The sequence below is a fragment of the Enterococcus sp. genome (assembly GCF_032555305.1).
GTDB lineage: Bacteria > Bacillota > Bacilli > Lactobacillales > Enterococcaceae > Enterococcus_A.
In genome coordinates, this window is record NZ_JAWGOQ010000013.1 from 50,380 (window position 1) to 62,409 (window position 12,030).

The window sequence follows — 12,030 nt, forward strand, 5'->3', positions numbered from 1 at the left end:
TAAAGCAAGTGCTGTGCCAAAAAAATAACCCTTTAGAAAAGGGCTATTTCTTGCGGTTTAGACATTGACTTCAAACAACAATTCATAAATATATTTCACTTCAAGCGGCGGAATGATGACATTGTATGACACTTCGATTGGTCGGAAGGCCATTTTTATGACAGATGCCAATTCTGGCAGCTCCCGATATGACAGTTCATAAGACGTATGATCGTATTCCGGATGTTGGATCTGCCGTTCGATCATACAAGCACAGTGAATGATGAAGCGCAGAAGTCGTTTTTCATCACTTTTCTTTTTCGTTTGCATGCAGATATCCGAATAAATCTTGGATAACTCGATCGTAATACTTTTCGGATTCAAAATAACCAATAAATCAGTGATGGCTTCAATCGACAAGCCCTGAATGTATTTTGCCGAGACTTTTTTCAGTACCGCCTGGTTCTCATCTTTGGTTAAATCAAAGCCGAGCATTTGGAAAACTAGTCGAATTCCTTGATCCGATAATAAATTATCTAATGAAACAAACGGAATATCTGGAATTTCCGTCTTCACAGTCCCGATAATTCCAACTAGCTTCTCATCCTCGTGAACGAAGGATAGTAGTCCGCTAAGGTCCTCCAGCTCTTTTTTCTCTAACGTAATAATTCTCACATTGGTCAATAATTCTTGCGGGAACGTATTCAGCAGCAGCTTTTCGATCTTTAGTGCTGTACCTAAACCCGTCAGACATGAAATGACCAAAACTTTGGAATCCTCAAAATTTCCTTTGCGGCAAATCAAGGCTTTATGATTCTTTTCTTTTAGAACAGGTAATAGGTATTCAAAGTTGGTTGACTCATAAATCACTTCACGCGCCACCTCAAGCAAGGTCAGCAGATTAATATTGCTGATCAAGAGTACCTCGATTTGGAACTCCTTACTGATCACATTACCAAAATAGACGAGTGAACCGATGTCTACCATCAGAATCAATTTACTGTAGCCGTTATCTCTGACGACATTTCGCACCTTGTCCAGCGTTTCCTCCACCGACTGATTGATCGGCATATTGACCGAATTTATCAGACTCGTTGAAAACAAAACGTTGGTATATTCCACCATGCTGGAGGCTGTGGCACTGCCATGAGCAACCACCACGATCCCGCATTTTTCATCCAGCTCATAGCGGCGATCCGTCGCCTTGGTTTTCCGAATAAACAAATCATAAAAAATGATTTCGGTATTCGGCAGCTTTAAAGCAAAGTAATCTTCAATATACAAAACAATCTTTTCCGCCAGTTGATAGTTTTCGATTTTTCCTGAATAAATATTTTTCGTCAGATCAAAAAAATCTTCATTGATCTGAGCCGAATAAAAGACGCTGGAATAAATGTGGGCCGCCAAAACATCCTTCAAATTCTCCGGCAGCAGAATCGCCAGCTCCTGTTCGATGTATTGAATGATTTGATTGATTTGTCCATAGAACTGCTCGTCAATCTCATGGTCTTCTGATACGGTCTGACTAAAAAGATCCATGTCGTAAAGCTGATCCAGCTTGTTTTGCATCATCGCGACGGCATCCTTCGACGAAATATTGACGTTCTTAAGATCGGCGTATTCCTTCAATAAGAAATTATAAAACCGATCGTTCTGCTTATCCTTCACCTGCAGGAGCTGCTCCACATGCGGATAAAAATAATCATGCTGAATGTTGATTCCGCGGCTGGGAACATACTCATTCAACACCACGATATCCTTCGTATCGACTGTATTCTCATCTAGCATCCCTAGCGGCAAATCGATTTTCAATTCATGTATTTCATAATCAATCGCATCGAGATAGGCCTGGGCACAAATAAATTGAATCTCTGACTTCAATTCTCCAACATTGGCCTTATATTTAGAGAACACCAAATACTTCAAGGTATTATAAGAAATGAAAATATCCTTCTGAATTCCCTGACTTTCCTCCATAAAAAAGGTCAGGATCAATTGGATTTTTTCTTTGATCGAACGCTCAGACAAGCTGGGAATATGTAGATTGACCGGTATCCGCCGCAAAAAGGTTTTCAGAAAGGTTTTTTCCAGCTCTTCTGTTGTTGCGAAAATAAACTTGATCGAAACATGCCGCTGCTTCTCCGCTTCTCCCATCCGTGTAAAATAGCCTTTGTCTAATAGAGTAAAGAGCTTCTCCTGTCCTTCGTTAGTCAGCCGATGAACTTCGTCTAAAAAGAAAAATCCACCGTCTGCTAGTTCCACTAAACCTTGATGGTCATTGTCTGCTCCGGTAAAGCTGCCTTTTTTGTACCCAAATAAATGGGAAGTTAACAGCTCTGGATTATTAAAGTATTCTGCACAGTTAAAGTAAATGAATGGTACTTCGATCCCCGTTTTTGCTTCGAAAAACTCATGCAGGTGTTCAGCTAACAAGGTTTTCCCAACTCCCGATTCACCTGTCAACATAATATTCAGCCCTTTAGGCGGATATAAAACAGCCGCTTTCAGCTTTTTGATGCTGTCAGCCAGACTGCCATCATGACCAATCACTTTTGAAAATGGATTTTTTCGCAGCTCCTGCGTTAATAGCTCCTTTTTATCTAGCTCTTGCTGAATTTCCTTTTTCAGCTCATCTAATGAAGCGTATTCATCCTTTCGCGGAGAAAAAAAGAACGTTTTTTCCAAAACTGAACGTGCGAAAAACAGGACTGGACGTGATTTCACCTTGATTACTTGCTGATCGCCAGTTAATTTTGTTAAATCTTCACTGACCGCCGTCCGGGCATAGCCCGTTACTCCACAGATATCCTTTACCCTACAACCGATTAAGTTGTTGGCAGTCACTTCATGCTGTTGATGGAATTCGTAAAGACATTCAAATATCGTATCAATCCTCATAGGCTTCTCCTTCAAAGAGTCGTTAGCTTGTTTTTATCATCTAGCGCGTTAGAAAGCAATACATTTTTACCTTTCAAGCACTTCATATTGCTCATCATGAACCCAAACCACCTGATTATCATTGATCACTGCTAGCTCTTTCTGATCCTGATTTTCCTGTACCATCTGCTCTGATGACGCCTTAAATTCTCGGCTTTGATAATGAGGAACGACATAAAAGTCCACCAATCCTAAACCTGTATAATCTGTCAGATCAGTGGCTTTTGCCGGATCGTCCATGATTGAGGAATAACCGATATCGGGACAAGCGACAATCGCTCCGGCTGATTCGCCAATGTAGAGCTTACCCTGATTCACCTCATCAATAATCAGCTGATCGGCTCCCGTTCTACGTAGTTCTTGAAGCAGGAAAAAGGTATTGCCGCCTGCCACAAAAATGATGTCATTCTTGGCTAATGTAGCTTTGATCTGTTGATGATCCGCCTGCGAAATCTCCAGCTCTTCCACCTTCATTCCGCTGAAGCGCAGAGCCCATTTACCGATTCGAATAAAGAAGCCAAGCTTCTCAACTTTGCTGGCGGTGGGGATATAGGTCACCGTTTTGCCCTTCACGTCTTCAATCGATTTAAGTAATCCCGCCACATTTTGAAACACTGAAACAAAAAACAGCTTTTTCATTTTCGCTCCCTCTCTTTCTGCAGCTTCTTCTATTCATTATAAGTGAGCGTAAAGGACAAAAAAACTGATTTCGAACGTGTTGTCGTTCAAAACCAGTTTTTGGTTTTAATAATAAACTTCATCTAAAAAAAGTCCTTGTGCTGGTGCTGTTTCGCCGGCATTTTCGCGAACTTTGTTTTCTAATACCTCGTCAATAATCTCCATCGGTAATTTTCCGGCTCCGATCTCTAAAATCGTTCCCATTAAAATTCGCACCATCTTGTGCAGGAAGCCGTCACCGACGAAGGTAAAGTGCAGCATGCTGCCTTCTCGTTCGATCGAGATTTTTTCAATCGTTCGTGTCGTCGATTTTTTGGTCTTTTTCAATGCGGAAAAGCCAATGAAGTCGTGCTGGCCGATCAGCTTCTTGCAGGCTTCATTCATTTTTTCCATGTCTAATTTTTGCGGCACATAAAAGCTGTGATAGCGTTCAAAGGCGGTTGGAATCGGATCGTTCCAAACATAATAGCTGTATTGCTTGCCCTTCACATTATAACGAGCATGGAAGCGTTCCGGCATCTCTTCAACTTTTTTTACGACGATGTCCCCGGGTAAGTAACGATTAAAGAACACCATCATTTCATTGCGCGCCATTTCTGAATTCGTTTTAAAGTTCGCCACTTGTCCTCTTGCATGAGTCCCTGCATCTGTTCGTCCAGAACCAATGATCTCTATTTTTTCACCCGTCATTTGCGCGATCACACTTTCGATTTTCCCTTGGATCGTCTTTTCTGAATCCCCTAAACGCTGCCAGCCCAGGTAACGTTTGCCATCATATTCGATGGTTAATTTAATATTTCGCATAGGATGATATCCTCCTCTATAGTTTCCACTGACTCACTGTACCACAGAAGTCTGAGATGCTCTAGTGGATAGGATAAAAAGGAAACCAGAACAATGGTAAAAACTGTCCTGGCTTCCTTTTGAAATTAGACATATTCCATATTCTTGCTATACTCTTTTTTGATCCGACTTAATGCCTCCAGCAACAGTTCACGCGGCATGCCGATGCTCAAGCGGACAAAGCCCTCGCCATCTTGAACAAAATAACTGCCGACGACCATCGTGAGATTCGCTCGGCGGAAAAATTCCTGCATCTCCGCTTCATCCTTGAACCAATCATGGACATCGATCCAAGCTAAAAATGACGATTCGGCCGGCATCACTTTGGCTTCTGGTATTTCCGCGAAGAAATCGTAAATGATCTGCATATTCTTTTCCACATAGTCGATCATCTCATCCAGCCAGGCTTCACTTTCATTGTACGCCGCCACGATTGCCGGCACAGCGAATACATGGGGTGAGGTAATGGAATTTTTTTGCAGCTGATTCAGCAAGGTTTCTCTAATTGCTGGATTGGGAATCACCACATAAGAAGTTTTCAATCCGCCTAAGTTGAAGCCTTTGTTTGGTGATAGACACAACACACTGTGCTGCGAAATTTCCGGATGGGCATTCCAGATTGAAGTGAAGGTTTGATTTTTATAGACGATATCACGATGGATCTCATCGCAGACCAGCAAAACATTATGGCGGATACATAATTCTGCTAATTGGAACAATTCCTCCTTGGTCCACACCCGACCAGATGGATTTTGCGGACTGCAGAAAATGAAGAGTTTGATATCATTTTCCACCATCTGCCGTTCCATATCTGCAAAATCGAGATAGTAGCGATTGTCACGATTAATCAATGAACTGCAATAGAGTTTCCGATCATTGTGTTCGACTGCTTCCGCAAACGGATCGTAAGCCGGCGTATTAATCAAAACGCCCTCGCCCTTTTCTGTATAAGCTTGGACGACATAATGCAAGGTCGAGACCGTTCCAAAGGTCAGCTTGATCCATTCTTTTTCGATATAGGTATCATAGCGCCGCTGATTCCAGTCAATCACCGCATCATAAAATTCATCCGGCACATAAGAATAGCTATAGTCGCCGATACTCGCTCGCTTCATCAAGGCGGCTTGGATCGCCGGAGCGACTTCAAAATCAATGTCCGCCAAATCCATCGGGATTGCGTCTTCATTCAGACCAAATTTTTCCTTCAACACTTGATTGCTCCACTTGCGGGCATTTCCTTGTTTGCGGTCGATAACCTTATCCAAGTTATACATAGCATTCACCTACGCTCAATAATTCTTTCGTCGTCTGGTTTAGAGCGACACCGACACCGTTTTGGAGCACGACATCGTCTTCGATCCGGACACCGCCAATATTCGGCAGATAGATTCCCGGCTCAACACTCATCACCATATTTTCCTTCAAGACCATTTGGCTCTTCGGATTCAAGATCGGCACATCGCCGCCCATGCCGATACCATGTCCCAAGCCATGACTGAAATACTCACCATACCCAGCCTCAGTAATGATCTTGCGAGCCACCGCATCCACTTCCTGCCCAGTCACACCTTCGCGAATGAAGTCCGACGCTGCCTGCTGCGCTTCCTTTACTACTTGGTAAATCGTCTGCAGTTCTTGGCTAGACTCGCCTAGTGTAACCGTCCGAGTCATATCTGATTGGTAATCATCCAAAACGATCCCAAAATCAATCGTAATAAAATCGCCCTGTTCAAACGCTCGTTTGGTTGGACGACCATGAGGCAGCGCACTGCGAGGTCCACTAGCAACAATTGGATCGAAGGCCATCGCCGTAGCACCTTTTTTCAATGAAAGGTAATGAATCAAGGCACCTAGTTCATTTTCCTGCATGCCGACTTTGATTTCCGGTAATAATTCTGCGAAAATCTCGTCGGTCATAGCACAAGCATTTTTGATCAATTGAATTTCTTCAGTTGATTTGATTGCGCGTAATTCTTGCAGCTGACTTGACCAAATCTCGACGTCAAATGCTTCAGAAAAACTGCGATATTCTTGGATCGACAGTCCATTCGGCTCAATCGCCAATCGTTTGATCCCCTGCTTACGCAGCCAATCGAAGATCATCGGCAGGTAGCTGCCCTGTGGGACTTCAACATTTTCAAAACCGTCTGTTAATTCTTTTATTTCTTGTCGGTAACGCCCATCAAAAAACTGCACTTGAGAAGAAGGCGTGACAACTAAATAGATGCCACTGCCTCCTAATGAACCAAAATATTTTTTGTTTTCGCGGTTTTTGATGATGATTGCGTCCTTCTCCAACTCAGTCAAAAGCTGTTGGATTTTTTCAATTCTCATCTATTACACTCCTCTAGAAATCGAGATCCAAACCATCCAAAATATCGGTATCGCCTTGGTCGAAGATATTTTTCTCTTCTTTTTTCTTCGCTTCATCCTTCAATTCATTGCGCTCCATGACCTTAAAGAAAGGGACGTAGATCGCAACTGCTAGAACTAATTGCAGCGCATTTGCAAATATTGTCCGCCAATCACCATTGGTCAGGAAACCTTCCAAAAAGACCCCGACATACGGCGGGTCAAAGATCGGTTTGTTCAACCAGCCCCAGTGCATAAAGAACATTGGCAAAGTTCCAATGATCGCCCCGCCAAATACGTGGGGAATGAACATCAATGGATTCAAAATTATCGGTGCACCAAACAAGATCGGTTCATTGATACCAAACAACGCTGGAAACAGCGAAACCTTTCCGATTTGACGATAACGTTTTGACTTCGAGATTAAACACGCAACAACGCAACCAATCGAGATTCCGCAGCCAGTAAATCCGAAGAAGGCACTTGAAGCTCCCGCAGTATAGAAATGGGGAATCGGCTGACCTGCTTGGAAAGCAGTAATATTTTCAGCGATAAACGCCACCATGATCGGACGTGTGATTGGGCTGAATACGGACGAATGAATCCCAAAAAAGAAGATCAAACAAATACAGAAGTTCAATGCCAAGACGGACCATGGATTGTCCATCGAACCAACCAATGGAGATAAGAAGCGGGTTAAGATCGTTGGTGGCAATTCTCCAGCTGTTTGCATCAAAGCGAATCGTCCGAGAATGAAGGTTCCACCTACCAATAGAGTGACTGGAATCAACTCAAAGGATTTGGAGACAAAGTCTGGTACCCCTTCCGGCATCCGAATCGTCATGTTGTGTTTCTTACAGAAGTTGTATAATTCCACTGTGATTAGCGCCACGAACATCGCGGTAAATAGACCCTTGGCGCCAAAGTTGGTAATATCCAGCATCCCATTTTCGTCAAATACAGCGGTCATAAATAGAAAACCGAAGAGTGACAATGTCACCGCTCCTGGAATGTACAACTTGTAGTGGTTCCCTAAGTTATAGGAAATCGCTGCACAAGCGTATAAGCCGATCAAGCCTGTCGATAAAGTGACTGGTAGATTAAACAACTCCGCATTGCTCAAAATAAACTGACTAAAGGCATTGGACTCTCCCAGCATATTCGGCAATGCTGGCAGAATCGCAAAGAAACTTCCTAAAATAGTGAATGGTGTCATAGCAACCATCCCAGCCTTAATGGCACTCAAATGTCGTTGGTTATCAACCTTGTGCGCTAGCGGGACGAAGAAACGGTTCATAAAAGCCTCAAATTTTGCGAACATAGTATTTCTCCCCTTTTCTTTGATTAAACTGCTTGTTTCGCCAACTGATGCTTCTTATGAGTGACCAAAGCCAGTTTCATCACCGTTGCTCCATCCATTTGTCCATAGACATCTTTATCAATCACAGCATAGGGAATATCACGCGGCTCAAGAATTGATTTGATGAAGTCGATCTTATGAGTGATTTGCGGTCCGACTAAAACAATGTCCCACCCGTCAATTTGGCTTTCAATCGAATCCGCTGGGATCGCAGTAAAATCAAAGTCCGCATCATTCAGCTTGGCACTTTGTTGAACCACCTTCCGCATGTTTTGCATCAGCATATTTGTAGAGAATCCCCCGGCGCAGCATAGTAAAATTTTCATGTTCAATTTCCCCTTTATCTTTATTATTTTTATTATTGCAATACTGAAATAAGTGTTTCGATCAAATCACGAGCCAGCTGACTGGTCATGTAATGATCTTGTGCGTGAACCATCAATAAGCCAACATTCGAAGATTCCACCTCTTCATTTAACTCACGAGTTATCAGCTCTGTTTGAATATTATGTGCTTCCAAATCAAGGTTGCGAGATTCTTCAATCAATCCTTTTGCTAAGTCAAAGTCTTTGGTTTTGACACATTTCAACGCTTCGAAGGCCTTTGCTTTGCTTTCACCAGCGATCGAGATCAGCTGAACGATTTCTTGTTCTTCTTTTGTCATGTTGTTCTATCTCCTTGTTCATATTAATGTGATAATTTTTTTCAAAAATTAGGTTTAGTTTCTCGCCGTACACCATCCAACTAAACCTTTTGTTTCAATGTTTCGGCTTTAAAAATCTGAACTCTCTCATCTTTTTGACAAACTGGCAACCTTTAAATAAAGTCCACCATACGGCGATACGTTTTTTCTGTAAAATTCTTGATTATTTCTTCATATAAATCGATCATTTGCTGTACATCTCGTTTATTCACGATCGAGTAAGCACAATGCCCATAGCGGACCGGCAGGATCGTTACGACAGTTGGTTTGCCTTCATTTACTTTATGAGCCTCACCGCCGTCAGTTCCACCTGAGTTGAACATATCCAGTTGCAGCGGAATGCCTTGACTCTTCGCCATTTCTTTGACATAGTGAACCATTTCCAAGTTCGGTGCTAAGGTTCGGTCAAAATGGGTTAGGATCGGTCCTTTGCCGATTTGCCGTTGATTGGAATGATCCCGGACAAATTCGGTACTGAAGGTTGCCACATCAATCACGAAAACCACGTCTGGATTGATTGCTTGAACCGCTGTCTTGGCTCCGCGAATCCCGACCTCTTCACTGCTGGTATTGGCAAAATGAACCGTTAACGGCATCTCTTCATCAGCCAACCGCTTCATCAGTTCCCCCATGACAAAGCAGGCCAGACGATCGTCAAAAGCTTTGCCGGCATAAATATCCTTCACTGCGAACGCTTCAAACTCTGTCGCATAACAGGCCATGTTTCCGACTTCGATCCCTAATTCAGCCACTTCCTCAGCTGTCGTTGCACCGATATCGCAATAAAGATTTTCTGTTTTGCCCTCACGATGCTCGCCGTTAATGACACCGCTGATTTTTCTGCCATCAAAGGTCGTGATCCGAATTTTTTGCAGGTGTTGAGCGATCGGTTTTACGCCGCCGACCACCATCAAATGGATCAGCCCCAGCTTACTGATACTGCGAACCATGAAGCCGACCTCATCCATATGACCGCAGATCATGATGCTCTTAGGACTTTTGCCCTTTTTTGTAAAAATCAGGCTGCCAAGACCGTCAGTTCTTTTTTCATAAGGCAAGCCCTCTAGCTCCGTTAGAATCGCTTGCCGGACTTCCTTTTCATTACTGGCGATCCCATCCGCATTGGACAAATTTTTCAAAAAATCAATGTTCACTCTGATTCCTTCTTCCTAAAACCCGTTTTAATGTATAGTAAAATTCGTGGTAATCCTTACTTTCAACCAGCGCGTTGATAGCGGCTGGGTGATTCATTAATTTGCTCAACTCTTTTGAAATAATTTGGTGGATGTTTAATTGCTCCGCTTTTAAAGAGACCATAAAAATGATCTTTGCTTCGCGCTCCGTTCCACTGGCTCCTTCTGGCAATAAACAAACAACGACGCGATTTTCCTTACCTGACATGATTAATGGATGGGGAATCGCAACACCATGTTGATAGATGGTGGATAAATAATTCTCGCGCTCCATCAATGAGTCCTTATATCCAGCGAATCCGACCTGTGCTTCCACTTGATCAGCCATTCCAATTAAGATATCGGAATAGCCTCGCTTCTGTTCGATGCGAAATAGCGATTCGGAAAATAAATCAAAGAAGGCTCGTTCAATCGAAAAGTTTTCGTCACTTTTTAGGAGACTAAGATTTTCACTGACCTCTAAATAGTCAAGTTCGCTTTGGATCTCACTCATCAAAATCACTGGACAATCAACGTCGATCGTCAGCTCAATAATCGAAAAGATCAAATCCGGGAAATACTCCTGAATCTTCTCTATTTCAAACATCGAAAAGGTCTGAATCTTGGCCCGTGGGAAAATACGCCGCAGTTTCATTTCTACTAGATACGCCATCCCCCCGCCTGAGGAACAAACGACTGCGATCCGATAAATATTTTCGATCAAGGTTTGCTGCCACTTGTGATAAGGAACTGTCATGTGAGTCGCCAAGTAACCAACCTCGTCTGAAGCAATCTTCAATTGAAACTTTTCCTCCAGCCATTTTGAAAACATCACCGCAAAATTGAAGATTACTGGATAATCCTTGCTAATATCCTCCAAATAGGGATTGCTGAAATTTACGTCCTTCCGCGAACGTTCGATCAATGCCGCAACATGGAGATAGACGAGATCCAAAAACTCATGATCCGTCGAAAAATGCGTGTTTTGCTGTTCATCCATTTGAAGAAAATAGTTGGTGATTTCTTCCTTCAGCAATTGTTTATTGCTAAGAATCTCCAGCTTCTTCGTTTTCGCTAATAGGCTGGCTTCAAAATAGTCATGAATCGCTTGTTGATTTGGAATCGGTATTGGCGTTCCTTGAAGGACCTCTGTTAACAAGGAATTCGGTATATCGGCCGTTTCTGACCGCTCTTTAATCAACAGCAGCAAGAATATTTCTTCTTCCAGCCGACGAAACTCTACATAATCAATTTCCCAGTTGTGATCGCGAATTAGATGATAGAGGTTGTCCTTCAACTGTTTCTGTGTTTCCAAGGTAAAGGCGTCCTCCAGCTTTTCCAGCAATTTTGCATTGCCTCTCCTGTAACAATCCAGTAATAGCAAGAAACGATTTTTTAGCTCACTAATGATGCGGATGCCGTAATGCGCTTTGCGCTCCAAAATTAACGAGCTGCCTTTCAGATATAATTCAAGTTTCGATAAATCTTTTTTTATTTGACTACCACTAACCAGCAGTTCATTACTTAGGTGTTTCACTGTCTGATAATTTTCATTGATCAGCAGTAAGCTTAACAAAGATTCGATCCGATCTTTTTGCATCTCAATCGGCACCTCAGAAAGTCCCGATAAAAACATTGAGAACTTTTTTTCATCAGAAATAGCCAAACGACAACCCAGCTTTGGAGATTTTTCAATGGTAAAGCCTTGCTGTAATTCTGATAGCTCTTGCAGATCATTACGGATCGTCCGTGAGGAAACACCAATCATTTTTGCCAGCTGATCGATTTTCAAGTAGTCGTGCTCTCTTAATGCCGTCAATATTTGTACTTCCCTCATCCTCACCTCTCCTTTTTTGCAAGCGCGATCATTTTCACGTTTAGTATAGGAAACCCCTTTCAATTAGAAAAGTTGAACTTTTTCCACCCGACGATGCAAAACGTGTCTGTTTTGAACAAATTTCAGATATCGGGTCTAAACCAGTGTATGCGCTTTAAGCATTGTAACA

At 42.6% G+C, this 12,030-nt stretch carries 10 protein-coding genes; all 10 read right to left on the reverse strand.

The features are described 5' to 3' along the window. Window positions 1-57: 57 nt before the first annotated feature. Window positions 58-2,877 (reverse strand): sigma 54-interacting transcriptional regulator, encoded by a 2,820-nt coding sequence (locus E6139_RS11130; protein WP_316403146.1) that lies wholly within the window; start codon window positions 2,875-2,877, stop codon window positions 58-60. A 66-nt stretch (window positions 2,878-2,943) separates the two neighbouring features. Next, window positions 2,944-3,555, reverse strand: coding sequence for a Type 1 glutamine amidotransferase-like domain-containing protein (locus tag E6139_RS11135; protein ID WP_316403147.1), 612 nt, complete (start codon window positions 3,553-3,555; stop codon window positions 2,944-2,946). A 105-nt stretch (window positions 3,556-3,660) separates the two neighbouring features. Next, window positions 3,661-4,398: a tRNA pseudouridine(38-40) synthase TruA gene (gene truA, locus E6139_RS11140; RefSeq protein WP_316403148.1), complete on the reverse strand. Its 738-nt coding sequence runs from the start codon at window positions 4,396-4,398 to the stop codon at window positions 3,661-3,663. 125 nt (window positions 4,399-4,523) lie between these two features. Beyond that, the gene (locus E6139_RS11145; RefSeq protein ID WP_316403149.1) at window positions 4,524-5,711 is read right to left on the reverse strand and encodes a MalY/PatB family protein; all 1,188 of its coding nucleotides are present in this window, start codon (window positions 5,709-5,711) and stop codon (window positions 4,524-4,526) included. Further along, window positions 5,704-6,771 (reverse strand): aminopeptidase P family protein, encoded by a 1,068-nt coding sequence (locus tag E6139_RS11150; protein WP_316403150.1) that lies wholly within the window; start codon window positions 6,769-6,771, stop codon window positions 5,704-5,706. Before E6139_RS11150 ends, E6139_RS11145 begins: the two co-directional genes overlap by 8 nt. Before the next feature lie 13 nt (window positions 6,772-6,784). Next, window positions 6,785-8,110 carry a PTS sugar transporter subunit IIC gene (locus E6139_RS11155; protein ID WP_316403151.1) on the reverse strand — a complete coding sequence of 442 codons (1,326 nt, stop codon included), beginning with the start codon at window positions 8,108-8,110 and terminating at the stop codon, window positions 6,785-6,787. 23 nt (window positions 8,111-8,133) lie between these two features. Next, window positions 8,134-8,475: a PTS sugar transporter subunit IIB gene (locus E6139_RS11160; RefSeq protein ID WP_016179659.1), complete on the reverse strand. Its 342-nt coding sequence runs from the start codon at window positions 8,473-8,475 to the stop codon at window positions 8,134-8,136. A 32-nt stretch (window positions 8,476-8,507) separates the two neighbouring features. Then, a complete protein-coding gene (locus E6139_RS11165; RefSeq protein ID WP_137613667.1) occupies window positions 8,508-8,813 on the reverse strand; it encodes a PTS lactose/cellobiose transporter subunit IIA in 306 nt (101 codons plus the stop codon). A gap of 152 nt (window positions 8,814-8,965) precedes the next feature. Beyond that, window positions 8,966-10,006 carry an aminopeptidase gene (gene ypdE, locus E6139_RS11170; protein WP_316403152.1) on the reverse strand — a complete coding sequence of 347 codons (1,041 nt, stop codon included), beginning with the start codon at window positions 10,004-10,006 and terminating at the stop codon, window positions 8,966-8,968. Continuing rightward, window positions 9,996-11,861 (reverse strand): BglG family transcription antiterminator, encoded by a 1,866-nt coding sequence (locus E6139_RS11175; protein WP_316403153.1) that lies wholly within the window; start codon window positions 11,859-11,861, stop codon window positions 9,996-9,998. The genes ypdE and E6139_RS11175 overlap by 11 nt, the downstream gene beginning before the upstream one ends. Between the last annotated feature and the right edge of the window lie 169 nt (window positions 11,862-12,030).